The sequence below is a fragment of the Amycolatopsis sp. NPDC051371 genome (genome assembly GCF_040682155.1).
Lineage (GTDB): Bacteria > Actinomycetota > Actinomycetes > Mycobacteriales > Pseudonocardiaceae > Amycolatopsis.
Genome location: NZ_JBFBAG010000010.1, coordinates 112,404 through 137,009 on the forward strand (window position 1 = coordinate 112,404; position 24,606 = coordinate 137,009).

The following is a 24,606-nucleotide window of genomic DNA, read 5'->3' on the forward strand; positions in this document are numbered from 1 at the left end:
ACCACCATGGCAACCGCGTTCGTCACCGGCGGCTCGGGTTTCATCGGCAACGCCCTGATCCGCCGTCTCGTCGCCGACGGCCACACGGTCTCGGCACTGGCACGCAGCGACGTCTCGGCGCGTGCCGTCGAAGACGCCGGCGCCCGGGCAGTCCGCGGCGAGCTGCTCGAACCGGAAAGCTGGACCGCTTCCGTCGACGCCTGCGACGTGGTCTTCCACCTCGCCGCGGAAACCGATGTCGCGGCGGACCCGGAGCAGCACCAGCGCGTGACGGTGGATGGCACCCGGGCCGCCCTCGAAGGCGCACGCCGCCTCGGGGCCGCGCATTTCGTCCACTGTGGATCAGAGGCGGCGCTGCTGGCCGGCCCGCCGCTGATCGACGTCGACGAGACCGCGCCGCTGCGGCCGGACTCACCGGCGGCCTACAGCGCGGCGAAGGCCCAGTCCGAACAGCTCGTGGCCGCCGCCTCCGACGAGCAGCTCGCGACCGTGGTCATCCGGCCCAGGTTCGTGTGGGGCCCGGGAAGCAACTTGATCGACGCGATCGTGCGAGCCGCGCGGAACGGCACGTTCGCCTGGATCGAAGGCAGCCGGTTCCCCACCGACGTGACCTACATCGACAACGTCGTCGAAGGCCTGGTCCTCGGCTGGCAGCGCGGGCGGCCTGGCGAGGCCTACTTCATCACTGATCGCGAGCCGGTCGAGATGCGCTCGTTCCTCGAAAAGCAGTTCCAGCTCTACAAAGTCGATCTCCGGATCCCGGACTTGGATCTCGAAACGGCCCGCGCGAACGTGCCGCCGCCGCTGTTCTGGTTCTTCTCCCAGCAGTGCACCCTGAAAACCGGCAAAGCGGTGGAAGAACTCGGCTACCGCCCGGTGATCACCCGCGACCAGGCGCTCGCCACCGTCGCCGCGGCCTGGCTCACCTTCAACCCCGACTGCGGAAAGCAGGAAACACCATGAGCAGCATCAGCATCATCGGTCTCGGAAGCATGGCCCGCGCACTGGGGGGCCTCGCGCTCAAGGGCGGCAACACCGTGGAAGTCATCGGCCGCGACGTGGCCAAAGCCGCCGAACTGGCCCGGGAACTCGGCAGCGGCGCCACGACGGGGACGCTCGGTGCCGTCCCGGCCGGGGACATCGTCATCCTCGCCGTGTCCTACAGCGGCTCCGCGCAGATCGTCAGCCAGTACGGGAATGCCTTGGCGGGCAAGGTGATCGTCGACATCACCAACCCCTTCGCGCCCGGCTTCACCGGACTCGTCAGCCCGGACGGCAGCTCCGCCACCCAGGAGATCGCCGAGGTCGCCCCCGCGGACGCGCCCGTCGTCAAGGCGTTCAACACTCTCTTCGCCACTGTCCTGACCGCCGGTCCGGCGGACGGGCGACCGCTGGACGTGTTCATCGCGGGCGACGACGCGCGGGCCAAGGCGGCCGTGTCGGCGTTCGCCGAGAGCATCGGGCTGCGCCCGTTCGACGCCGGCCCGCTGGACATGGCGCGCCGGCTGGAGGAAGCGGGCCTGCTGATGATGGGCCTGGGCAGGCACGGTGTGCAGCACTACGACTTCTCCCTCGGCGTCACCATCCTTCACTGAAACGCGGCAACGGAACGGAAACCATGAAGATCGGACTGGCTCTTCCGCACCTGGGAGAGCAGGCAACCACTGAGAACATCCGGGAATTCGCGCTGTCCGCCGAGCGGAACGGCTGGGATTCCCTCTGGACCCTCGACCGGACGCTCTACCCCGTCAACCCGAAAACGCCGTACCCGGGCAGGCCCGACGGCAAGCTCGCGCCGGAGACGAAACGGATCTTCGAGCATCTGACCGTCCTGACCTACGTGGCCGCCGTCACCGACCGGATCCGGCTCGGGCTCAGCGTGCTCATCCTGCCCTTCCACAACCCCGTGCTGCTGGGGCGCCGGGTCGCGACCCTGGACCAGTTGTCCCACGGGCGGGTGATGCTGGGTGTCGGGCTCGGCTGGTCGGTCGACGAGTTCGTAGCCGCCGGGGCGCCGTTTCACGAACGCGGCAAGGTGACCGAAGAAACCGTCCGGGCGCTGCGGGCGGTCTGGGGTCCCGATCCGGTCGAGTTCTCCGGGAAATACCACACCATCCCGGCGTCGATCATCGGTCCCAAACCCGTCCAGGACCCACTGCCGATCGTGATGGGCGGGTTCACGCCGAAGGCGCTGGACCGCGTGGGCCGGCTGGCCGACGGATTCACCGCCGCCGCCGTCCCGCTCGACAACCTCCTCGAGATGATCGGTCTCGTCGGGCTCGCGGCCGAAAGCAACGGCCGAACCGGCTTGCCCACCGTCGTCCGCGCCAACGTCGAACTCGCCCCGGGCGACGCGGACCTGCCGGACGGTGGACGCCAATTCGCCACCGGCAGCTGGAACCAGATCTCATCGGATATCCACCGGCTCGCGGCGGCGGGCGTCGAAGAGGTCTTCTTCGACCTGAATTCCGTACCGGGAGCCGAAAACCTGCGGACCCAGCTGGATCTCGCGAGCCGGCTGTACGAAATCTGCCAAGACGCGATCGCCGAAGCGAAATCCTGGTCGCCATCGCGTCACCCGGTCGGCGATTGAGTCACTTTCGCGGCCACGTGGCGGTGTTCAGTCGCAGCCGGGAAGGGTCAGCTGGCGGCGGTGGAAGTCGTAGTGCCGGGTGGGGAAGCGGTAGACGTCAGCCAGGGTCATGTGGTCCTGGAAGAACGGGTCCCAGCGGGTCGGGTAGTGCATTCCGCGGGCCAGGCTGGTGTCGGTTTCCCCGTCGAGGCGGCGGTGCAGGGCCGCGGTGGTGCGGTCGAACAGGGTCAGCATCCAGCGCCGCGGGAGGACGCTGCCGCCGAGCCAGGAGCCGGCGAAGTTCACCACGTCGAACGGCTTGGTTCCGGCGTTGAGCAGTTTCGCGTAGCGGCGGCTGGCCGCGTCCGGGAGCCGTCCGAACAGGCGGACGAGGTTCAGCAGTGCGCGGATGATCAGGTAGCCGAGCAGCATGTGGAACAGCAGTTGCCGGTTGGTCCAGCGGGTCCCGTCACTGGGCCGGCGGAGGGCGTCCGCGTCCGCCCGGGCGAGGAGTTCGTGGAAGTCCTGGCGCGCTCGCTCGAGTTCGTCGTGAACGGCTTGCTTGTCCACCCGTCCAGTGTGCGCCCCGCGGTGAACGGGCGTGTCGAATGCCGCGGATTCGATACCTCACCCGGTGGGCATTGCCCCCTTGCACGCTTGGCGAGCCCGGTCGGTTGCCTCCTTCCGGTGTCTGCTTGATCGCAGGTCACGGCGGGTTTTCCGGGTCTACGCTGAGGCGATGACGCTGGGGATGGACCGGGATGCGACGAAGCACCGCCGGTGGCAGAACACCTTTCTGGCCGGAGCGATCGTCTTCGGCTTGGCCGCGCTCGGTGACGCGGCGGGGACGGCCTACGCGCTGACCGCGCCCGGATATGTCTTCGAGGGCGGCGAGCTCGCGGGCGAGATCATGGTCTTCGTTCTGGCCGCCGCACTGATGCTCGGCTGCGTCGCCCTCGGGCGGCGGCACGACCGGCGGCGCGCCGCGCTGGTCGCCGAGCACGAGCACTGGCTGCCGGCGCTGACCGAACGCAACGGCGAGGGACAGGTCGACCTCGACGCCGAGACCGCCCGGTTGCGGCCGTTGTGGCTGCGCTCCGTGGGCTTCGTGCTCGTGTGGATGGCCGTGCTCGCGGGGGTCGTCGCGGGATTCGCCGTGATGAGCGCGTCGGCCGACCGCCTGCTGAAGACCGGTGCGCGCGTGACCGGCGAGGTGCTCGGCGTCCACAAGCACAGCCGGGGCGAGGACACGATCCACGTCGCGTATCCGGTGGGCTACGGCGATCTCCGGTTCGCCGACATCGTCTGGGATTCCGGCCGGCCGTACACCAAGGGGCAGCAGATCACGGTCATCTACGACAAGGCCGACCCCGATCGGGTGCGCACGCCGGACGAAACCAACGACGACCAGACCTGGACGTGGGTTCTGGTGGCCGGGACGATCGCCGGGGTGAGCGGGCTCGTGCTTTCGGTCATCGCCGCGGTGAACTGGCGGCGCCGCCACCGCGCGGTCTTCGGCACCGGCTGGCGGATCGCGTCGGTGACCGTCGTGCCGGACTACCCGGTCCGAAAGGGCAGGCACCTGCCGGACATCGAGGTCGACTACCGCGACGGCACCCGGATCACGCTGCGCGCGGCCACGTCGTCACACGGCTCGGTGCCGATGAAGCACCAGCCGAACCGGCGGGCCTGGATCGGCGGCACCGACCGGGACATGGTGGTCCTCTTCCCGCACGGACGTTGGCGCAAGCCGCCCTACGCGGTCCCGGCCTACGCGCTGACCACGCGGACCGGCGCGAAGGCGGCGGCGGCGCCCATCCCGGAAGATCCGGAGCAGACGGCGTTCGTGAAACGCAAGTTGCGCCGATTCCTGATCGCGATGGCGGCCTGGTACGCCGTGCTGATCGCGGCCGTGGTCGTGCTGGTGGAGCTGGACCTGGTGTGGCCCTTGTTCTTCGTCGGGCTGGTGGGCTCGCTCGCGCCCGTCCCGCTCGCGCAGATCTACTTCACCCGGATACGGGCGGCGCTGGAGGAGAAATGACCACCCGGGCGGCAGTCGCGAGGGTGGGAGGGCCATTCTCGGTCCACAGTGGACCACGGTGGCGTCCCCGGACGTCGAGATCCGGTGTGTGCGGGGAGAAGTGGCCGTCGGCGACGAGGGTGACGTTTCCTCGTCGCCGACGGAATGACCGCGGTGATCTCTCCCCGGTGATCAGCCGTCGTCGTCACTTGCCGGCGGCGGCGACCTTCTTGCGCGGGGCGCGCTTGCGCGGCGCCTTCACGGGTGCTTCCGCTTCGGCGACCTGGGCCTGCTCGTAGGCGGTGATCACCTCGGAGGAGAGCCGTCCTCGCTCCGACACGTCATAGCCGTTGGCGTTGGCCCACGCCCGGATCTGCTGGTTGCGTTCGCGGTCGGACGCAGTGGTGGTCGACTGGCCGGTCGCGACGCGGACCTTGCGGCCGCCGGTGCGGCGGCCGGCGCTGATGAAGCGGGCGAGTTCGTCGCGCAGGGCGGCGGCGTTGTCGTCGGAAAGGTCGATCTCGTAGGTGACGCCGTCGAGGGAAAACGGGATCGTGTGGGCGGCGGGGCTGCCGTCGATGTCGTCGAGCATCTCGACGAGGACCTTCTGGGCCATTCCTGCTCCTTGGCGCGGTATATACCAGTACGTGAGCGCACCGATTCCGCGCTCCTCTGTGGAGTGTATACACAACCCTCGCGGGACGGAAATTTCTCCTCGTTGTCGGCAGCTCGAATCAAATAGGTCGCCGCCGCGCGTGCCTGAGATGAATCGGGATCCGCGGGAGGAGAAGCCACCGCGAAGCCGGAAAAGACGCCAGGCGGCAACGCGGATCTGCAAGTTGCAGGTCCCGCCGGCCGTTTTGCCTGTCTGTCGGGACGATCCGTTGCATTGACTGGCCCATGCGCTCGGCGACGCAGATCGATCGAGCACCTGGTACCGGTTTCGGTTCTGGGCTGTTCGGAGCAGTACCGGAGTTCGCGACCGGCCTGTTCGGTGAATTCCTGTCGATCGCGCGTACCGCCGGCTCAGCGGACGGTGACGAAATCGGTGCCGCCGGTGATGAACAACTTCGCGACGGATGAACCGGTTTTCGCTGTTCAGGTGCTGATTCGTGGTGTGCCGGAAATTCCGGGGCGGGCGCGGGCACACTTGCGGAGTGTGATCTGGTGCGGGCGGGACTATCGGGATGTCGCCCCACCGGTCTCGACCGGCCTCTCCAAGTACGCGAGGACAGCGAGGCCGCGGCGATGGTGGTTTTCGGAAAGCCCCAGCCCGAGCTTGGTGAAGACGGCGGCGATGTGTTTGCTGACGGCCTTCTCCGTGACGAACAGCCGGGCGGGGATCGCGGCGTTGGAGCGGCCCTCGGCCATCAGCGCGAGGACCTCGTGCTCGCGCCCGCGCAGCTCCAGGAGCACGGGGTCGGTGGCGCGATGAGCAGGTAGCCCACCGCTCCCGCGTGGTCCGACAGCGGTTCCCGGGCGTAGAGCTGCTCGACGTACTGCGAGAGCACCACGACGGGCAGGCCCGGAATCCGCTTCCGGACGGCGATCGCGGCCCGCAGGCCCTCGTCGGTGAAGGTCGGGGGCACTCCCGTCATCTCCCCGCCCCCGGCCGGCTGATCCCGGATCGTCACGTACCCCGGAGGAGGCACAAGAGCCGGGCCACCTCGTCACGGACCTGGTCGCGCCCGGGGGCCAGGTAGCGGCGGGGATCGGTGAGGTCGGCCCGTTCGGCCAGCGTCGCGCGGACCGACCCGGTGAGCACCTGGTTCAGCCGGGTGCCGATGTTCACCTTCGCGATGCCGTTGGCCACCGCTCGCCGGATGCCGTCGTCGGGGACTCCCGAGGAACCGTGCAGGACCAGCGGAACGGGGACCGCCTCCGCCAGGGCGCCGATGAGCTCGTCGTCGAGCACGGCGTCGCGGCCGGCCATGGCGTGCGAGGAGCCGACGGCGACGGCGAGCGAGTCGACGCCGGTCGCGGCGACGAACCCGGCGGCCTCGTCCGGATCGGTGCGCACGCCCGGTGCGTGCGCACCGTCCTTGCCGCCGATCTCCCCGAGTTCGGCCTCCACCCAGCAGCCGGCGGCGTGACACTGCTCGGTCACTTCCCGTGTGCCGGCGACGTTGGCTTCGTAGCTCAGGGTCGCGGCGTCGAACATGATCGACCGGATCCCGAGGGCGAGCCCCTCGTCGACCAGGCGCCGGTCTTCGATGTGGTCGAGGTGGACCAGGACCGGCACCGACGCGCCGGCCGCGAGGCGCAGGCACGCGACGGCGAACGGTTCGAGCGAGCCGTGGTACCGGATCGCGTTCTGGGAGATCTGCAGGATGACGGGAAGGGCCGCCTTCTCCGCGCCGGCCACGATGGCCTCCGCGTGTTCCAGCAGGATCGCGTTGAACGCGCCGACGGCTCGCGGTTCGTCTCGCGTCCGGGCGAAGACGGTCGGGGCGTCCGCGTTCATTCGGTCTCCTTCACGGTGACTGCGCCGAGCCAGCCGGCTCTGGCTTCGACGTCGATTTCGCCGGCGACCGGTTCCCGCACGCCGGCCGACGAGGTCGCGACCACGTCCGCGAGGGCGGCCGGCCAGTCCACTTCGGACACCGAGCCGGCGGCCGCGAGGTGCCGGGCCAGTGCCGCGGCGGCGGCGTCCCCGGCGCCGGTGGGGTTTCCCGTGACCACTTCCACCGGCCGTGCGCTCCAGGCACCCGCCGGCGTCACGGCGAGCACGCCGTCCTCGCCCACGGTGGCCACGACCGCCGCGGCACCGCCGGCGACCAGCCGGCGACCGGCGGCCGCGACGTCCCGACCGGACCGGGGGAGTGTTCCGAGCAACTGGGCGAGTTCGTCGCGGTTGGGCATGAGCACGGCGCCGGCCGTCGCGACCGCGCGCAGCGCCGCGCCGGAGACGTCGGCGATGACCGGGACGCCGTACCCGGCGCACACCGCGACCAGCCGGGCGGGGACCTCGGCGGCGAGCCCGGGCGGGACGCTGCCCGAGATGACGACCGCGCCGGCACCGGCGTCCAGTTCGCCGCGGAGGACGGCCGTGATCTCGGCCTCGGCACCGGTCGCCACCTCGGTGCCCGCTTCCTGGAGGTTCGTCGTCGTGCCGTCGTCGGTGACCACGGCGACGGTCCGGCGGACCGCTGCGCACGCGGGCACCAGCCGGTGGGGGAGACCGAGTTCTTCCAGGCCGGCCCGGAACTCGTCCGGTTGCGCGAGTCCGGCCAACGCGAGCACCAGGCTGTCGCCGCCGAGCCGCCGCACGACCGAGGCGACGTTCACCCCCTTCCCGCCGGCGCGCGTCCGCACATCCGTGACGGGAATCGTCGTACCCGATTCGAGGGCGGGGATCCGGTAGGTGACGTCGATGGCCGGGTTCAGCGTGACCGTCAGGATGCGCGCGGTCACGACACCGAACCCGGCGGATCGGCGGTGACCGGGGTGACGGCGGGGGCCTCGCCGGTCTTCTCCGAGCTGTAGACCATGAGCGAGGACCCCACGAGCGCCAGGACGATCCCGCCGATCTGGAAGCCGGTCGGCAGGGTCTGGAAGACGATCAGCGACAGCACGATGGTCAGGACCGGCGCCAGCGCGTTCGTGACCGGGGCGACGATCGAGGCCTTGCCCCGGCTCATGGCCATCACGAGGAAGAGCGCGCCGACCGCGTTGAGCAGCTGGGTGATCGCGGTCAGCGCGGGCGCCTGCCAGGGGAACGACAGCGGCAGGCCGCCCATCATGACGAGCGCGACCGGGATCAGCAGCAGGCCGCTGACGGTCATCCAGCCGAACGTCGTCGCGTCGTTGACCCCGACGACCGCGGCCTTGCGCATGAAGTACGCCTGCACGCCCCACGCGACGCACACCAGGATCGCCAGCAGCAGGTACGGGCCGGTGGCTTCTTCGGTGTCCCCGGAGGAGATCGAGAACAGGACGATGGACACGAGGGCGAGGCCGACGCCGATCCAGCTCAGCGCGCTGAGCCGTTCGCGCAGGGCACCGAACGCCATCAGGACCGTGATCGCCGGCGACAGCGCGACGATGGGGAAGATGATGTAGGCCGGGCCGATGGTCAGCGCCTTGAACAGCACCAGCTGCCCGCCGGCCCCGGTCAGCCCGATCAGCAGCCCGTACACCGCGGCGATCGGGCGGCGGTCGATCTTCCGCCCGCGCAGCGAGAAGTAGGCGGGGATGAGCATCGTGACCGACCAGATCACGTAGACCATCGGGTCGGGGTACTTGTAGAGCGACGTCGGGAGGCTGGAGAAAGCGCCCCAGACACCCCAGAACAGCACCAGCAGGCCGGCGTAGGGGATCCAGGCGGAGCGACGGTGGACGGGGCCGGCGGGCGGATTCGGTGTCGTCATGGCAAACCTCTCGAGGTCAGCGGCCGGGAACCCGGTCGGGGGCGAAGGTGTGGCCGGAGAGCCGGGCGGCGTAGACGGCCGCGCCGACGTGCGGGGGCAGCAGCGGCTCGCGGAGGTCGTAGTCGCGCGGGCCGCGCGCGAGCGCCTCGCGGAAGGCGTCCAGCACGTGCGGGATGCCGAACATGCCGCCGGAGTAGGAGACGGGCACGGTCTCGGCAGCCCCGAAACCGAGCGCACCGGCCCCGACGTCGACGTGCAGCGCGAGTTCCCGGCCGGCCTCGCGCAGGATCTCCATGGCCAGGGGGTCGCCCGCGTCGGCGGCGCGGGTGACGACCTTGCTCAGGCCGGCGATCTTCCCGCGGTCCCCGTGCCACTGGTTGACGACGACGTCGATGGCGTCGAGATCGGTGGCCAGGCCGAGCTCGGCGCGCATCTCGTCGGCGAGGACACCGGCCGGCTCGCGCCCATCGCTCATCCGGCTGAACGCGGCGAGTCCCTTGACCGCCACCCAGTACCCCGAGCCCTCGTCGCCGAAGAGCTCGCTCCAGCCACCGGCCCGCCACCGGCGTCCCCGGTTCTCGCCGTAGGCGATCGAGCCGGTCCCGGCCACGACGTTGATCCCGTCGGCACCGCCGAGTGACGCGGCCCAGCCGCAGATCATGTCGTTGCCGCACGCGTAGCCGACCGCCCCCAGGATCCGGCCGGGCAGCTCGTCGAGCACGGGGACGTCGGCGCTGATCTCGCCGTAGCAAGGGATTCCGAAGAAGGCGTACGACAGCCGGGTGGGCGAAACGCCCGCGGTGGCGCAGACTTCGTCGATTCCCTGGCGCAGCAACGGCTCGACGATGTCGATACCCTGCATGAGGTAGTAGATGCTGGCCGTGCGCGCTTCGGCGAGCACGGCTCCGTGCGCGTCGATGAGGCAGAACGCCGTCTTGGTGCCGCCGCCGTCCACTCCGAGGAACATGGTCATACCTCCGCCGATGGTGCGAAATCGTGGATGACGACGCCCTGCACGACGCGGTTCACCTCGCCGCCGGGGAAGGGGTTGTCGGGTTCGAGTCCCCTGGCGACCGAACACGCGAGGGCGATCGCCTGCGCCGGGATGACGGCGACCACCGCCCGCAGGGCGTCCGGCCAGCCGGCCGTGCCGGGCATCGGCCAGCCGCGGGCACCGCCCGGCGCCTCGTCCGCGACGCCGACGGCGATCACCCGGTCCGGGCCGAGGGACCGCACGAGCTCGCGGGTGATGTCCTCGTCGTAGCTCTTGGTGTAGGGGTCTGCCGAGTGGAAGACGACGGCGGTGGTCCGCGCGTCCAGAATGGATTTGGGGCCGTGGCGGAACCCCAGTGACGAATCGCTCACCGCGACGACCGCGCCCGCGGTCAGCTCGAGGCACTTGAGCGCGGCCTCCATCGCCAGTCCCTTCAAGGCACCGGAGCCCAGGTAGACCAGGCGGGCCGGCTCGGCCGCGGCGACCTCGGCGGCCCGGCTCGCCGCGGTGTCCAGCACGACCGACGCCGCGCGCGCCGCGGCCTCGACGTCGACCTCGGGGCCCAGGCTCAGCAGGGCGGCCAGGACCATGCCCGTGAAGGACGAGGTCATGGCGAAACCCCGGTCGTTGAGTTCCGAGGGAAGCGTCAGCACGACCGCGTTCTTGGCGTCCGACCAGCGGCGGGCGAGTTCGCCCGACGCGTTGCACGTGATGACGAGGTGGTGCGCGGCCGGCGCCAGCCGGTCCACGAGGTCGGCCGCCGCGACCGACTCGGGGCTGTTGCCGCTGCGGGCGAACGACACCAGGAGCTGGGGCCGGTCGCCGGCGACCACCGAGCGCGGATCGGCGACGATGTCGGTCGTCGCGATCGCCTCGACCTGCCGGCCGAGGTGCCGGCTGAGGTCCGGCGCCACGACCTGACCGACGAACGCCGAGGTGCCCGCGCCGGTCAGGACGATCCTGGTCCGCGGGTCCGCCAGTGCTTCACCGAGAAGCCGGTCGACGTCGGAACGGGCGTGCGCCACAACCCGGGCCACCCGGCGCCAGGCTTCGGGCTGCTGCCGGATTTCGACTGCGGTGCGGCTGGTGCCCCACTGCTTCTCTTCCACTGCCACGAACTTCACCTTTTCGGTCTCCGACGACTCCCACGGCTCGAGGTGCCGGGGGACGGGCGGTACTGGGTCATCGATGCGCAGAGAGCGCTTTCGCCGGCTGAGTTCCTGCGGCGCCAGGTTGTCCGGGGTCCCGCTGACCGGCGGATATCCCTTTCCTACGCGTCCGCGCGATCGCCAGGCAAGAGCTGCCGCGCAAACGAGCATCGCGGATGTTCGTTTCCCGATCGAGCGCGTCAGGAGGGGACGCCGGCGCGTTACGCCGCACCGATCGCATCATCGCGGACCATGATCGTCCTGTGTGGACGTGGAGACGTCACCATGCGTGACGAGAACGAACATGGGCGATGCGCGCATTTGCGCGAAATGCCAGTACCGTGAGAACCATGAGCACTCCCACCGCTGCCGCCGCGGAGAAGCGCCGTCCCGGCCGTCTCGCCCGTCCCGAGCGCATGGCGCAGATCCTGCACGAGCTCAGCCAGTCGGGTTCGCTGCACGTCGGCGACCTGTCCCGCCGGTTCGGGGTGTCCGAGGCGACGCTGCGCCGGGACCTCACCTCGCTGGAGGAGCAGCGGCTGCTCACCCGGACCCACGGCGGTGCCCTGGCCCAGGACGTGGACTACGAACTGCCGGTCCGTTACCGGGAATCCCGGTCGCGAGAGGCGAAACGGGCGATCGCGCGCGAGGCGGTCCGCCGGCTTCCGGCGGAGCCGCACGTGATCGGGCTGACCGGTGGCTCGACCACGGCGGCGCTGGCGAAAGAACTGCCCCAGCGCGCGGACCTCACCGTCGTCACCAACGCGTTGAACACGGCCATGGACCTCGTGCTGCGCCCGCGGGTCAAGCTGGTGGTGGTCGGTGGCGTCTCACGGCCGCGCTCCTACGAGCTGGTCGGGCCGTGGGCGGAGCAGGTCCTGGCGTCCATCAACATCGGCACGGCGTTCATCGGGGTCGACGGCATCGACGCGGCGGGTGGGCTCACCACGCACGACGAGAACGAGGCGCGGACCAACCGGGCGATGCTCTGCCGGGCGCAGCGGGTGGTCGTCGTGGCCGACGGCAGCAAGCCGGGCCGGCGCACCCTGGCGCGGATCGCGGACGTCGGCGAAATCCACGAGCTCATCACGGATTCGACGGCCGACCAGGAAGCGGTCGCCGCGATCCGCGCGGCCGGGGTGCGGGTGACGGTGGTCGACGGCCTTTCGGGGAGAACGGCCGGGCCGGGAAGCCGGTCGTGAGTGGGAAACCGGGTTAGAACCCGGTTTCCCACTCACGACCGGTTGCGGCAGACCGCCCTCCCGAAAACGAACATCGCGCGTGCGCGATTGTTTGACGGTTTCCGACCGGCCGCTTATGTTGCACGGGTCACAGTCCAGCCGGACGCCGAGCCCGCGTCGATCGGGCGGCAGTCGCCGGTGGTCCGTTCCCGCATGCCGTTCCGCTGGGGAATCGGTGTGCCTGATCCTGTGGAGTCCTGAGTGAAGAAACTCTCGCACGATCGTAAATCCCGGATGGCGACCGCTCTCACGGCCGCGGCCCTGGCGGCGTCCGGGTTGGTGGCGGTGGCGGGTACGGCTTCGGCGGCGGTGACGCTGCCACCGCCCGCCGCGGCGTGGGACTACCAGATCGGCGGGGCGTACCCGCCGCCCTCCGGCGTCAAGATCGTGAGCCGCGACAACTCGGCCTCGGCGGCGAGCGGGCTGTACAACATCTGTTACATCAACGCCTTCCAGATCAACCCGGGTCTCGACGGCGAGTGGAGCAGCGATCTGCTCCTGCGGGACGCCAACGGCAACAAGGTCATCGACCCGGACTGGAAGGAGACCCTGCTCGACATCCGCACCGCGGACAAGCGCACCCGGGTCGCCGCGAAGATCGACGGGATCATCGACAGCTGTGCGGCCAAGGGGTTCCAGGCCATCGAGCCGGACAACTACGACAGCTATTCGCGGTCGAAGAACCTGATCACCACGACTCAGGCCCAGGACTACATCAAGCTGCTGTCGAGTCACGCCCACACGAAGGGGCTGGCCATCGCCCAGAAGAACACCCCGGAGCTGGCCGGCAACCGCGGCGCGAACGGACTGGACTTCGCGGTGGCGGAAGAGTGCGGCCAGTACACCGAGTGCGACGCGTACACCGGTCCGTTCGGGAACCGGGTCATCGACGTCGAGTACACGAACTCCGGTCTGAGCAAGGCGTGTGCCTCGTGGAAGGGCACGATCAGCATCGTCCGGCGTGACGTGGACGTGGTCCCCGCCGGGGAAAGCGGCTACGTCCGCCGCACCTGCTGATCGCCGGTGCCGCTGCTCCGTCTCGAGCGAGGCGGAGCAGTGGCACCCGCCAGGAGTCCCAGTTCACCGGACGACCAGGACCAGCCGCCCGCGCACGTGACCGGTTTCGCTGACGCGGTGGGCTTCGGCGATGTCGGCCAGGGGGAAGGTCCGCTCGACCGGCAGCCAGAACCTGCCGGCTTCGATCAGCTCGCCGATCCCGGCCAGCGCGTGGAAGGCGTGGCCGTCGGCGAACCCGTTGCTGAAGTGCACGCCGTGCTGCTCGGCGCCGGCGAAGTCGGCGAGGGTGATCACGTTCTTCGCATCACCTGTGAGGCCGATGAGCTCGGGCAGGATTCCGTTGCCGGCCACGTCGAGCGCGACGTCGACACCGCCGGGGGACAGGGCGCGCACCCGGTCGGCCATGCCGTCCCCGTAGGTCACCGGTTCCGCGCCCAGCAGGGTCAGGTAACCGCTGTTGCGGGCACTGGCGGCGCCGATCACCCGCGCGCCGCGGGCGACGGCGAGCTGGACGGCGGTGCTGCCGATCCCGCCGGAGGCACCGTTGAGGAACAGGGTGGTTCCGGTGGTGACGTGGAGCTGGTCGAGGCCGCGGGTGGCGGTTTCGAGGGCGACGGGGAGGCCGGCGGCGTCGACGAACCCGAGCGACGGCGGGATGGTCGCCCGGAAACTCAGCAGCGCGTATTCGGCGGCGGCGGCTTGGTCGTCGGAGATGCCGAACACGCGGTCGCCGACCACGACGTCGGTGACGCCTTCGCCGATCTCGTCGACGATGCCGGCGACGTCGGCACCCGTCGTTTGGGGCAGGGCGGCGCCGAAGCTGAGTTCGCCTCGGCGCATTTTCGGGTCGCTGGCGCTGATCCCGGCCGCCCGGACCTGGATCCGGACCTGGCCGGGGGCGGGGTGCGGGTCGGGCAGGGCGGTGATTTCGAGGACCTCGGGGCCGCCGTACCGCTTGAACTGCACTGCTTTCATGGCGGTCGTCTCCTAATGGGTGAGAACGGGTTCGGGGTTGACGGGAAGTGCGCCGCTGCGGAAGAGGCCGGCGGACAGCACGGCGCCGGCGAGGAACAGCGCGGCCGCGATCCAGAACACGAAGTGGTAGCCCGCGAAGGTCTCTTGCGCGACGGTGGCGGGGTCGTTCGCCGTCGCGGCGTGGGCGGTGAGGTAGTGCGCCGTCGCGGTGGCGCCGAGGGAGCTGAACACGGCCAGCCCGATCGAACCGCCGACCTGCTGGGTGATGGTGGCCATCGCGGACGCCACCCCGGTCTCGTGCGGTAGCACGCCGCTGGTCGCGGCGTTCTGGCCCGGTCCGAAGACCATCCCCAGGCCCAGGCCAATGACGAGCAGGGCCGGCAGCACGCCCCCGGCGTAGGTCGAGTCCGCGTCGATGCCGGTCAGCAGGACCATGCCGGCCGCGGCGAGGAGACTGCCGGCCGGGACGATCGGGCGTGGCCCGATGCGCGGCAGCAGCACCGCGCCGGAGAACACCGCGCCCACCATCACCAGGACGACCATGGGAAGGAACGCCAAGCCGCTCTCAACCGGCGTGAAGTGCAGGGTTTCGGCCAGGTAGAACGTGACGAACAGGAATACCGCGAAGCCGCCGGTGCCCGAGATCCCGATCGTCAGGTAGGACGCACCCCGGTCCCGGTCCAGGACCACCGACAACGGCAGCAGCGGGTCACGGACACGACGTTCGACCAGGACGAACGCGACGACGAGAAGCACGCCGGACACCGCCGGGCCCAGTGCCCGGAAGTCCGCCCAGCCGACGGACGCGGCGTTGCCGAGGCCGTAGACGATCCCGAACAGGCCGAGCAGGGCGAGGACGGTGCCCGCGAAGTCCGGCCGGGTCCGCTCCGGGCGGGGCCGGTCGACCAGGAAGACCAGCGCGCCCGCGATCGCGATCACCGCGATGACGACGTTGACGTACAGGCACCACCGCCACGACAGGTTTTGCGTGAGCACGCCACCCAGCAGGAGCCCCAGCGCGCCGCCGGCGCCGGAGATCGCCCCGAACACGCCGAACGCGCGGCCGCGCTCGGCCGCGTCGTCGGCGAACGTCACCGACACCATCGACAGCGCGGCCGGGGCGAGCACGGCGGCGAACGCGCCTTGCGCGATCCGGGCGATCAGCAGCAGCCCGAACCCTCCCGCGGCTCCGCCGAGGGCCGAGGCGGCCGCGAACCCGATCATGCCGATGACGAACAGGCGTTTCCGGCCGTAGAGGTCACAAAGCCGGCCGCCGAGGAGCAGGAGGCTGCCGAAGGCGAGTGCGTAGCCCGTCACCACCCATTGGCGGCTGTCGTCGGAGAACGCCAGATCGCGTTGCGCGGTGGGCAGGGCGATGTTGACGATCGTCGAGTCCAGGATGACCGTCAGCTGGGCCAGGCTGAGGACGACGAGCGCGAGCCACCGGTTCGGGCCGGCTTCGGAGTGCATGGGGGACCTTCGATCGTTCGCGAGCTTGACTTATCGCTGTTATATTAACTTATCACCGGTAAGTCAAGTGTTGACGGGTAAGGTGCTCGACCATGAACGACGAAGAGCCGCGGACCGGAGCGGGACCGGCCGGCAGTTCCGACGTCCTCTGGCTTCGCGACGCGGCACCGCGACCGCCGAGGCGGAACACACCGCTCACCCTGGAGCGGATCATCACCGCCGCGATCGCCGAACTCGACGCGGTCGGGGTGGAACGGCTGACGATGCGCAAGCTCGCCGAACGGCTCGAGGTGACCTCCACCGCGCTCTACTGGCACGTCGCGACCAAGGAAGACCTGCTCGACCTCGCGCTCGACCACGTCGTCGGGGAGGTGCCGGTGCCCGCGCCCGGACCGGAACCCCGGGTGGGGCTCCGGACGTTGCTCGTCGGCTGGCGCGCCGCGATGCTCGCTCATCCGTGGTCACCCGCTCTGCTCGGCCGCCCGCTGCTGGGGCCCAACGTGCTGGCGCGTACCGAGTTCATCCAGGCGATGCTCGTCCGGTCCGGGCTGTCCGGGCTGGAGCTCGCGGCCGCCACCCGGACGCTCGCGGGCTTCGTCCTCGGGGCGGCGATGGCGGACGCGACCTGGCGCCGGCTGGACGACCCGGCCGCGATCGCCAAGGTCCGCGCGCACATCCTCGACTCCGCGGAGCGCTACCCCACGCTCAGCACGTCGGGGTTCGTCGATGCCGGGTGGCCGGACGACGAACTGTTCGTCTTCGGCCTCGACCGGGTGCTCGACCGGTTCCTCCCCGCGAGCTGACGTCGGCTGGCACCGCGTCAGACTTCAAATTGTGCAGTTTCTCCTACGGTCGACTGTCAAGTAGTTGACTTTCCGGCTGCAGGTCGGGCGCCATCAGCAGTCCCCTGGGGAATGCGTTGCTCAGCTCGACGACGATGCCGCGCCGGCAACGGGACGAGCGGGTTGAACAAGGCGACATGTTGTGCAACGATCGCCGACGCATTCGCAACCTATCGTGCGCGGAGTCCCGCACTCTTGCCGCGGTCCCGGGTTGAAAGCCGACCTCAGGCAAGGAATACGTCTATGCGATCCCCCCTTCGTCGACGAAGCCGAAGCATGTTCCTCGCGGCCGCTGCCATCGGCCTGTCAGCCACCGGATGCACGGTGGGAAGCCGCTCGCCGAGTCTGGCGACCGAGACGAACCTCGCGGTGGTGCAGTCCTTGCACGACGCGCTGCCGCAAGCGATCAAGGACGCCGGGGTGATCAAGTTCGCCGGTGACTCCCATCCGCCTTACCGCACGGTCGCCCAAGACGGGGTCACGGTCACCGGGATCGACGCCGACTTCCAGGCCGCGATCGGCCAGGTGCTCGGCGTCCGGACCGAGACCGTCGTCGTGGCCGGTCTCCCGGCCGCGCTGCAGGGCATGCTGAGCAACCGGTACGACGCGTTCAACGGCCCGGTCAAGGCCACCGCCGAGCGCGAGAAGCAGTTCGACACGATCACCTGGATGACGACCCGCACCGCGTACGTGGTCCCCGTCGAGTCGACAGCCGGGATCACCAAACCCGAAGATCTCTGCGGCAAGCGCATCGCGGTGGTGACCGCCAGCGTCGTGGAGGACCAGCTGAACAAACTGTCCCGCTTCTGCACGGAGAACAAGCACCCGGCAACGAAGACCGTCGGCCTCGACGACACCAACGGCACGTTGCTGGCAACCCGTTCCGGGCGCGCGGACGCCGCGGGGATGACCGAGGCCGCGGCGATCGACGTGACGCAGCGGCAAGGCGCGTACAAGTACGTCACCCAGACCGAAGCGCAAGGGGCCACGAAGGACGATCTGGCGTTGTACGTCCCCAAATCCTCGAAGCTGGGCCCGGTGCTGCACGAGGTGTTCCAAGAGCTTTTCCGCGACGGCGAGTACGTCGGGATCATGTCGAGATGGGGGCTCAACCAAGTCTCGGTGCCCGAGCCGATCCTGAACGCGGCCACGCGGGGATGAGGCACGTGACCGGCCGGGCCTGACGAGTGCGGTCCCGGCTAGCGGTACAAGTCCGCGTGCCGGGCGCGCAACTTGTACTTGAGGATCTTGCCGCCGACGGTTTCGGGGAGCGCGTCGGCGAAGACGACCGCCTTCGGGGTCTCGTAGCCGGCCAGGTGCTCGCGGCAGAACGCGATCAGCTCCGCCGCCGTCGTCTCGATGCCGGGGCGACGGACGACGACGGCGGTGACCGCTTCGCCCCAGTGTTCGTGCGACAGCCCGATCACGGCCGCGCGCAGCACCGCGGAATGCTGCTGCAGCACCGCTTCCACCCGCATGCTGGAGACGTTCTCCCCGCCCGTCTTCACGATGTCCTTGTAGCGGTCGACCATCACGCGCAGGCCGTCGTCGTCGACCACCGCCGAGTCGCCGGAGTGGAACCACCCGTCGCGGAACGCTTCCCGGGTCGCGGCGGCGTCGCGGTAGTAGCCCGCGGTCATGACCGGTGACCGGTAGACGGCTTCGCCCGGCGTGCCGCGGACCGGCTCGCCGAGTTCGTCGACGACGTCGGAGGCGAGCAGCCCGCTCGGCACGCCGACGTAGTTCATCGCGGGCGCCGTGCGGGCGTGGACCTCGGGCCACGCGCTCGGCCAGAACCGGTGGCAGGCGATGGCTTCGGTCTGGCCGAAGATCCCGATCGCGACGAACCCCGGCGCCGTCCGGGCTTCCAGACGCCCCATGAGTGCGGGGGACAGGGCGCCCCAGCCGTAGACGAGCGCCGTCAGCGAGGTCAGGTCCAGGTCCGGGTTCGCGTCGAACTCGTCGGCCAGCGCGGCCACGAACTGGGGCGAGCCGGCCCAGACCGCGGTGGCGCCGGACCGGGCGAGCGCGGCGGCGACCGGGCCGGGAACGGGACGGCGGCCGAGGGTGAGCGTGCCGCCGGCGAAGAACGTCGAATACGTGAACAGCGCGTCGCCGACGTGGTAGATCATCGGCAGGAACGTGCAGACCCGCAGGTCGGCCTCGTGGCGCAGGCCGCGGGTGAGCGACAGCGCGAAGTTCAGCCCCGCCAGGTGGACGTAGCTGTGCGACAGCATCACGCCCTTCGGCAGCGCGGTGGTGCCGGAGGTGAACAGCAGCTGGAAGATGTCGTCGCCGTGGATCTCGACGTCCGGCTCGGTGGCCGGGTGCCCGTCGAGGAACTCGCCGAAGGACGGGCTGCCCGCGACCGGGCCGCCGCCGACCGTGATGGTGGCGCCGACGCGCAGGCCTGCGACGCCGTCCAGTCGCGGCCACAGCTCGGCGTCGACGATCGCGAGCGACGGCTCGGTGAGCCGGACGAGGTGCGCGAGGACGTCGGGGGCGAGGCCGGGGTTCAGCGGGACGGCGACCATGCCCGCCTTGGCGATCCCGATCTTGGCGAGGAACGCCTCGACGGTGTTCTCGCAGAAGAGCAGCACGCGGTCGCCGGGTGCCAGGCCGGCCGCGGCGAGTGCGTGGGCGAGCTGGTTGGCGGCTTCGTCGGCTTGGCGGTAGGTGACCGTCGCGAACCGGTCTTCACCGTGGGCGCCGTCGGCCGAGGCGATGGCGACCTGGTCCGGGCGGCTCCAGGTGAGGCGTTCGAAGACGTCGCCGATCGACGTCCGTTCCCAGCGGTGCACGGCGCGGCGGCCGCGCAGCGTCTCGACGTCGATCAGGGCAGTGGTGTGCTCGGTCGCGGTGTGGTCGGTCGCGGTCATGCCGGTGCTCCTTCGCCGTCGCTGCCGTCGACCAGCATGCCGTGACCCAGGTCACCGACGCAAGAAGATAGTTATTCGGAATTCACTGACGTCGCCGGTGTCCGCGGCACCCCCAGGCACGCGTGCGCCATCTCGTCGAGCAGTTCGGCGAGCCGCTCGGGCGCGAGCCCGCTGCGGAAGAAGAGCGTGGACTGCACGGCGCCGATCGCGGCGTGCACGGCGAGCCGGAGCTCGCCGTCGGCGAGGTCGGGCCGCAGTGGCGCGAGCACGTGGACCCAGTCCTCGAGGTAGTGGCGCTGCAGCCGTCGCAGCCGCCGTCGCGCGTCTTCGGGGAGGTTGTGGATCTCGCGGTGGTAGACCGCGAGCACGGTGCGGTCCTCGATGGCCACCCGGACGTGGTCCCTGATCAGGCCGGACAAGGTGGCCCGGTCGTCCGGGCCGGCGGCGAGGATCGCCGCGGCGCCGTCCTGCAGGCGGGCCATCACGCGGTCGAGCAGGGCGACCAGGATGGCGTCCTTGTTCTCGAAGTGCCGGTAGACGCCGGAGCCGACGATGCCCGCCTCCGCGCCGATGTCGGACATGCCGATCGCGTGGAACCCGCGCCGCGCGGTGAGCTCGGCGGCCGCGGTCAGGATCCGCTCCCGGCGGTCGGGATCGCGCCTGCGGCGGGTGGCCGGAGAGGGTGCCGTCATCTTGTCATCCTCGCAGACGAGGGCTACGGTGCGCTATTAGTGAATAGAAAATCACTAAGGAGCGTCGGAGTGGACGTGCTCGAAAGCGATGAGACCCGTGATCTCCGGGCTGCGGTGGGCGCCATCGCCGCTCCCTTCGGCGGCCGCTACTACGTCGAGCACGCCCGCGAAGGCCGGGAATGCACCGAGCTGTGGCACGCGCTGGGCGACGCGGGGTTCATCGGCGTCAACATCCCCGAGGAGTACGGCGGGGGCGGCCGCGGCCTGGCCGAGCTGACCATCGTGATCGAGGAGAGCGCGGCGAAGGGTGCGCCGATCCTGCTCCTGCTGGTCACCGAGGCCATCTCGGCGGAGGTGATCACCGAGTTCGGTACGCCGGAGCAGCGCAAGGAGTGGCTGCCGGGCCTGGCGAGCGGCCGCGCGAAGGTCGTCTTCGCCATCACCGAGCCCGACGCCGGCTCCAACACCCACAGGCTGGCCACCACCGCCCGCCGCGACGGCGACGAGTGGGTGCTCGACGGCGAGAAGTACTACATCTCCGGCGTCGACACCGCCGACGCGCTGCTGCTGGTCGCGCGCACCGGCCGCGATCCCGACGGCAGCGCCCGGCTGTCGCTGTTCCTGATGCCCACCGACGCGCCCGGGCTCACGGTCACCCCGCTGCCGGTGGACGTCATGCTGCCGGAGAAGCAGTTCACCCTGCACCTCGACGGCGTCCGGCTGCCCGCCACGGCACTCGTCGGAGAAGAGGGCGAAGGCTTCCGGCAGGTCTTCCACGGCCTCAACCCCGAACGCATCACCGGCGCCGCGCTCTGCGTCGGCATCGCGCGCTACGCCCTCGACGTCGCGGCGCGCTACGCCCGGGAGCGGGTGGTCTGGGACCGCCCGATCGGGGCGCACCAAGGGGTTTCGCACGCGCTGGCCAAGGCGAAGATCGAAACCGAGCTGGCCGCCCTGATGACGCACCGCGCGGCCGCCCTGCACGACCGCGGGCTCCCTGCGGGCGAGGCGTCGAACATGGCCAAGTACGCCGCCGCCGAAGCCGCGCTGGCCGCGGTCGACGCCGCGATCCAGACCCACGGCGGCAACGGCGTCTCGGCGGACTTCGGGCTGCTGCCGTACTGGGGGCTGGCCCGGTTGCTGCGGATCGCCCCGGTGAACCGCGAAATGATCCTCAACTTCGTCGCCCAGCACAGCCTCGGGCTGCCCCGGTCCTACTAGGAGGACTGATGACGGACCACAACCTCGTCCACCGGGTCAACGTCGGCGATGCCCTCACGCGCGTCGCGTTCTCCCGCCCGGAGGCCCTCGCCGTGGTCGACGGCGACCGCCGCTGGACCTACGGCGAGTTCGACCGGTGGGTCAACCGGTTCGCGCACGGCCTGACCGCACGCGGCTACTCGACCGGTGACGTCCTCGCGCTGGCCTCGGCCAACAGCGCCGAATTCCTCGCCGTCTACTACGCCTGCGCGAAACTCGGGCTCGTGTGCGTGCCGATCAACCTGGGCTGGCGCGCCGACGAAGTCGCTTACGTGCTCGGGCATTCGCAAGCTCGCGGCATCGTCGTGGAACGCCAGCTCTTCGGGGTCATCGCACCCGCGGTGCCCGAGGCGGCCGACGTGATCCTCGCGCCCGGCACCGGCGGTGACGCTGCCGGGCTCGACTTCGACGACGTGCTGTCCGACAACACGACGTCACCCGAGGTGGTCGTCGAGGACCGCGCCCCACTGTCCTACCTGTACACCTCCGGGACCACGGCGTCGCCGAAGGGCGTGGTCGGCACGCACCTGGCGATCCACCTGGAGTCGATGTCGGCCGCGCTGGACTCCGGCTGGCGCGCCGACGACCGGTTCATCGCCATGATGCCGATGTTCCACACCGCGCAGCTGAACGCCTTCTGCACCCCCGCGGTCGTCGTCGGTGCCACGATCTTCGTGCACCGCGGCTTCGACCCGGGGCGATTTCTCGCCACGATCGAACGCGAGCGGATCACCCAGGTCTTCGGCCTGCCGATGATGTACCGCGCCGCGCTGGAGCACCCGTCGTTCGGCGACCGCGACCTGTCGTCGTTGCGACGCGCGGTCTACGCGATGGCGCCGATGCCCGAAGCGCAGATCAAAGCCTGCCTCGACGGCTTCCGCTGCGACTTCGCGCTGCTGTTCGGCCAGACCGAGATGAGCCCGATCACGACGCTGTTCCGGCCCGAGCACCAGCTCTCGCACATCGGCGCGGTCGGCACGCCGCTCACCGGCGTCCAGGTCGGGATCATGGACCCGGACGGGAATCTGCTGCCGCGCGGTGACCAGGGTGAGATCGTCTATCGGGCGCCGTCGGCCATGCAGGAGTACCTGCACAACCCCGAGGCGACGGCCGAGGCGTTCCGGCACGGCTGGTTCCACTCCGGCGACGTCGGCCGGTTCGGGCCGGACGGCGTGCTGTGGTTCGCCGACCGCTCCAAGGACGTCATCAAGACCGGCGGCGAAAACGTCGCCTCGATCGAGGTCGAGCGGGCGGTCTACGACACCGAGCCGAACGTCGCCGAGGTCGTGGTCGTCGGGCTGCCGCACGAACGGTGGACCGAAGCCATCACGGCGGTGGTCGTGCCGAAACCGGGGGAGCGGATCGACGCCGACGACCTGCGCCTGCGGCTCAAGGACCGCCTGGATGGTTACAAGGTCCCGAAGGCGGTGATCGTCACTGACGAGCTGCCTCGGACGTCCACCGGGAAGATCCAGAAGAACGTGGTCCGGGAGAAGCATTCCGGGCATTACGGGGGAGCGGAATGACGGTCTTGAAGTCCCTGCTCGACGTCTCCGGCGAGAGCTACGCGACCAACCGCAAGGCGCAGCTGGAAGCCCTGGAACGGCTGGAAGAGCAGCTGGAGCTGGCCGTCGCCGGCGGCGGTGAGCGCTACGTCCAGCGGCACCGCGACCGGGGGAAGCTCCCGGTCCGCGAACGCCTGGAACTGCTGCTCGACCCGGACAGCCCGTTCCTGGAACTGTCCGCGCTCGCCGCGTGGGGCACCGACTTCACGGTCGGCGCGTCGGTGCTCACCGGCATCGGCGTGGTGTCCGATGTGGAGTGTGTCGTCATCGGCCACGACCCGACCGTGCGCGGCGGGGCGATGAACCCGTACTCACTGCGGAAGACGTTGCGAGCGCTGGAGATCGCCCGCGTCAACCGGCTGCCGGTGATCAACCTCGTCGAGTCCGGCGGGGCCGACCTGCCGACCCAGGCCGACCTGTTCGTCCCCGCCGGGCGGATCTTCCACGAGCTGACCGAGCTGTCGTCGATGGGCGTCCCGACCCTCGCGATCGTGTTCGGCAACTCCACCGCGGGCGGCGCGTACGTGCCCGGCATGTGCGACTACGCGGTGCTCGTCGACCGGCAGGCCAAGGTCTTCCTCGGCGGCCCGCCGCTGGTCAAGATGGCCACCGGGGAAGAGGCCGACGACGAGTCGCTCGGCGGCGCGGACATGCACTCCCGCGTCTCCGGCCTCTCCGACTACTTCGCGGTCGACGAGTACGACGCCATCCGGCTGGGCCGGCGGGTCATCTCCCGGATCAACTGGCGCAAGCTCGGCCCGGCCCCCAGCCGGAACCCCGAGCCGCCGCGCTACGACCCCGAGGAGATCCTCGGGATCGTGCCGCCGGACACCAAGGTGCCCTTCGACCCGCGCGAGATCCTCGCCCGCACCGTCGACGGCTCCGACTTCGACGAGTACAAGCCGCTCTACGGCACCTCGCTCGTCACGGGCTGGGCGAGCATCCACGGTTATCCGGTCGGTGTGCTCGCGAACCACCGCGGCGTGCTGTTCAGCGAGGAGGCCAAGAAGGCCAGTGAGTTCATCCTGCTCGCCAACCAGACCGACGTGCCCCTGGTGTTCCTGCAGAACACCACCGGCTACATGGTCGGCACGCAGTACGAGCAGGGCGGGATCATCAAGGACGGCGCCAAGATGATCAACGCCGTCACCAACAGCACGGTGCCGCACCTGACGGTCAACATGGCCTCGTCGTTCGGCGCCGGCAACTACGGCATGTCCGGCCGCGCCTACGACCCGCGGCTGATGTTCGCCTGGCCGGGCGCGAAGCTCGCGGTGATGGGCGCGCCCCAGCTCGCCGGGGTGATGTCGATCGTCGGGCGTGCGTCAGCGACCTCGCAGGGGCGCGAGTTCGACGAAGAAGCCGACCGGAAGCGCACCGCGGCGATCGAGAGCCAGATCGAAAGCGAGTCGCACGCGTTCGCCGTCACCGCGCGGCTCTACGACGACGGCATCGTCGACCCCCGCGACACCCGCGACGTGCTGGGGATGTCGCTGTCCGCCGTCCACTCCAACCGCGTCGAGGGCCGGCGCGGCTTCGGCGTCTTCCGGATGTGAGGACG

General features: G+C 70.3%; 23 protein-coding genes and 1 pseudogene. 12 read left to right on the top strand and 12 right to left on the bottom strand.

Features of this window, described 5'->3' with window-relative positions; genetic code table 11:
- The first annotated feature begins 6 nt into the window (after window positions 1-6).
- Genes AB0M59_RS15240 through AB0M59_RS15250 form a run of 3 tightly spaced genes read left to right on the top strand, consistent with a single transcriptional unit; the run spans window position 7 to window position 2,593 of the window.
- Complete coding sequence (locus AB0M59_RS15240; protein ID WP_364614533.1) at window positions 7-963, top strand: NAD-dependent epimerase/dehydratase family protein; 957 nt, start codon at window positions 7-9, stop codon at window positions 961-963.
- Window positions 960-1,595, top strand: a complete 636-nt coding sequence (locus AB0M59_RS15245; RefSeq protein WP_364614536.1) for an NAD(P)-binding domain-containing protein — start codon at window positions 960-962, stop codon at window positions 1,593-1,595. The genes AB0M59_RS15240 and AB0M59_RS15245 overlap by 4 nt, the downstream gene beginning before the upstream one ends.
- Before the next feature lie 23 nt (window positions 1,596-1,618).
- Complete coding sequence (locus AB0M59_RS15250; protein WP_364614539.1) at window positions 1,619-2,593, top strand: LLM class F420-dependent oxidoreductase; 975 nt, start codon at window positions 1,619-1,621, stop codon at window positions 2,591-2,593.
- 27 nt (window positions 2,594-2,620) lie between these two features.
- On the opposite strand, the gene AB0M59_RS15255 is transcribed toward AB0M59_RS15250, so the two are convergent.
- On the bottom strand, window positions 2,621-3,142 hold the full coding sequence (locus AB0M59_RS15255) for a DinB family protein (RefSeq protein WP_364614541.1): 522 nt from the start codon (window positions 3,140-3,142) through the stop codon (window positions 2,621-2,623).
- A 169-nt stretch (window positions 3,143-3,311) separates the two neighbouring features.
- On the opposite strand from AB0M59_RS15255, the gene AB0M59_RS15260 reads away from it, so the two are divergent.
- On the top strand, window positions 3,312-4,613 hold the full coding sequence (locus tag AB0M59_RS15260) for a DUF3592 domain-containing protein (RefSeq protein ID WP_364614544.1): 1,302 nt from the start codon (window positions 3,312-3,314) through the stop codon (window positions 4,611-4,613).
- Window positions 4,614-4,797: 184 nt separating this feature from the next.
- Here the strand turns inward: AB0M59_RS15260 and AB0M59_RS15265 are convergent, their stop codons facing one another.
- Window positions 4,798-5,208: an Lsr2 family protein gene (locus AB0M59_RS15265; protein ID WP_364614547.1), complete on the bottom strand. Its 411-nt coding sequence runs from the start codon at window positions 5,206-5,208 to the stop codon at window positions 4,798-4,800.
- Between the two features lie 284 nt (window positions 5,209-5,492).
- Here AB0M59_RS15265 and AB0M59_RS15270 point away from each other — a divergent pair, with 284 nt between their 5' ends.
- Window positions 5,493-5,675 carry a hypothetical protein gene (locus AB0M59_RS15270; RefSeq protein ID WP_364614550.1) on the top strand — a complete coding sequence of 61 codons (183 nt, stop codon included), beginning with the start codon at window positions 5,493-5,495 and terminating at the stop codon, window positions 5,673-5,675.
- 96 nt (window positions 5,676-5,771) lie between these two features.
- Here the strand turns inward: AB0M59_RS15270 and AB0M59_RS15275 are convergent.
- The 6 genes and pseudogenes from AB0M59_RS15275 to AB0M59_RS15300 form a co-directional block, all read right to left on the bottom strand.
- A pseudogene (locus tag AB0M59_RS15275) lies at window positions 5,772-6,181 on the bottom strand (LuxR C-terminal-related transcriptional regulator); the annotation flags it as partial.
- A gap of 41 nt (window positions 6,182-6,222) precedes the next feature.
- On the bottom strand, window positions 6,223-7,056 hold the full coding sequence (locus AB0M59_RS15280; RefSeq protein WP_364614553.1) for a class II fructose-bisphosphate aldolase: 834 nt from the start codon (window positions 7,054-7,056) through the stop codon (window positions 6,223-6,225).
- Window positions 7,053-8,006 carry a hexose kinase gene (locus AB0M59_RS15285; RefSeq protein ID WP_364614556.1) on the bottom strand — a complete coding sequence of 318 codons (954 nt, stop codon included), beginning with the start codon at window positions 8,004-8,006 and terminating at the stop codon, window positions 7,053-7,055. Before AB0M59_RS15285 ends, AB0M59_RS15280 begins: the two co-directional genes overlap by 4 nt.
- The gene (locus tag AB0M59_RS15290) at window positions 8,003-8,962 is read right to left on the bottom strand and encodes a DMT family transporter (protein WP_364614559.1); all 960 of its coding nucleotides are present in this window, start codon (window positions 8,960-8,962) and stop codon (window positions 8,003-8,005) included. The genes AB0M59_RS15285 and AB0M59_RS15290 overlap by 4 nt, the downstream gene beginning before the upstream one ends.
- A gap of 16 nt (window positions 8,963-8,978) precedes the next feature.
- Complete coding sequence (locus tag AB0M59_RS15295; RefSeq protein ID WP_364614562.1) at window positions 8,979-9,935, bottom strand: BadF/BadG/BcrA/BcrD ATPase family protein; 957 nt, start codon at window positions 9,933-9,935, stop codon at window positions 8,979-8,981.
- Window positions 9,932-11,071 (bottom strand): SIS domain-containing protein, encoded by a 1,140-nt coding sequence (locus AB0M59_RS15300; RefSeq protein ID WP_364614565.1) that lies wholly within the window; start codon window positions 11,069-11,071, stop codon window positions 9,932-9,934. The genes AB0M59_RS15295 and AB0M59_RS15300 overlap by 4 nt, the downstream gene beginning before the upstream one ends.
- A 383-nt stretch (window positions 11,072-11,454) precedes the next feature.
- Here AB0M59_RS15300 and AB0M59_RS15305 point away from each other — a divergent pair, with 383 nt between their 5' ends.
- A complete protein-coding gene (locus AB0M59_RS15305) occupies window positions 11,455-12,306 on the top strand; it encodes a DeoR/GlpR family DNA-binding transcription regulator (RefSeq protein WP_364614568.1) in 852 nt (283 codons plus the stop codon).
- A 273-nt stretch (window positions 12,307-12,579) separates the two neighbouring features.
- Window positions 12,580-13,362, top strand: coding sequence for an endo alpha-1,4 polygalactosaminidase (locus AB0M59_RS15310; protein WP_364614571.1), 783 nt, complete (start codon window positions 12,580-12,582; stop codon window positions 13,360-13,362).
- A 63-nt stretch (window positions 13,363-13,425) separates the two neighbouring features.
- Here AB0M59_RS15310 and AB0M59_RS15315 read toward each other — a convergent pair whose 3' ends face one another.
- Together AB0M59_RS15315 and AB0M59_RS15320 are read right to left on the bottom strand one after the other, a co-directional pair.
- Window positions 13,426-14,337 (bottom strand): NADP-dependent oxidoreductase, encoded by a 912-nt coding sequence (locus tag AB0M59_RS15315; protein ID WP_364614574.1) that lies wholly within the window; start codon window positions 14,335-14,337, stop codon window positions 13,426-13,428.
- A gap of 12 nt (window positions 14,338-14,349) precedes the next feature.
- Complete coding sequence (locus AB0M59_RS15320) at window positions 14,350-15,807, bottom strand: DHA2 family efflux MFS transporter permease subunit (protein ID WP_364614577.1); 1,458 nt, start codon at window positions 15,805-15,807, stop codon at window positions 14,350-14,352.
- 92 nt (window positions 15,808-15,899) lie between these two features.
- On the opposite strand from AB0M59_RS15320, the gene AB0M59_RS15325 reads away from it, so the two are divergent.
- Together AB0M59_RS15325 and AB0M59_RS15330 are read left to right on the top strand one after the other, a co-directional pair.
- Window positions 15,900-16,610, top strand: a complete 711-nt coding sequence (locus AB0M59_RS15325; protein WP_364614580.1) for a TetR family transcriptional regulator — start codon at window positions 15,900-15,902, stop codon at window positions 16,608-16,610.
- A 411-nt stretch (window positions 16,611-17,021) separates the two neighbouring features.
- Window positions 17,022-17,810, top strand: a complete 789-nt coding sequence (locus AB0M59_RS15330; protein ID WP_364614583.1) for a transporter substrate-binding domain-containing protein — start codon at window positions 17,022-17,024, stop codon at window positions 17,808-17,810.
- A 38-nt stretch (window positions 17,811-17,848) separates the two neighbouring features.
- Here AB0M59_RS15330 and AB0M59_RS15335 read toward each other — a convergent pair whose 3' ends face one another.
- Window positions 17,849-19,528: an AMP-binding protein gene (locus tag AB0M59_RS15335; protein WP_364614585.1), complete on the bottom strand. Its 1,680-nt coding sequence runs from the start codon at window positions 19,526-19,528 to the stop codon at window positions 17,849-17,851.
- Window positions 19,529-19,599: 71 nt separating this feature from the next.
- Window positions 19,600-20,220, bottom strand: coding sequence for a TetR/AcrR family transcriptional regulator (locus tag AB0M59_RS15340; RefSeq protein ID WP_364614588.1), 621 nt, complete (start codon window positions 20,218-20,220; stop codon window positions 19,600-19,602).
- Between the two features lie 69 nt (window positions 20,221-20,289).
- Here AB0M59_RS15340 and AB0M59_RS15345 point away from each other — a divergent pair, with 69 nt between their 5' ends.
- Genes AB0M59_RS15345 through AB0M59_RS15355 form a run of 3 tightly spaced genes read left to right on the top strand, consistent with a single transcriptional unit; the run spans window position 20,290 to window position 24,601 of the window.
- A complete protein-coding gene (locus AB0M59_RS15345; protein WP_364614591.1) occupies window positions 20,290-21,441 on the top strand; it encodes an acyl-CoA dehydrogenase family protein in 1,152 nt (383 codons plus the stop codon).
- Between the two features lie 8 nt (window positions 21,442-21,449).
- Window positions 21,450-23,006: an AMP-binding protein gene (locus tag AB0M59_RS15350; RefSeq protein WP_364614594.1), complete on the top strand. Its 1,557-nt coding sequence runs from the start codon at window positions 21,450-21,452 to the stop codon at window positions 23,004-23,006.
- Window positions 23,003-24,601, top strand: a complete 1,599-nt coding sequence (locus AB0M59_RS15355; RefSeq protein ID WP_364614597.1) for a carboxyl transferase domain-containing protein — start codon at window positions 23,003-23,005, stop codon at window positions 24,599-24,601. Before AB0M59_RS15350 ends, AB0M59_RS15355 begins: the two co-directional genes overlap by 4 nt.
- Window positions 24,602-24,606 lie beyond the last annotated feature (5 nt).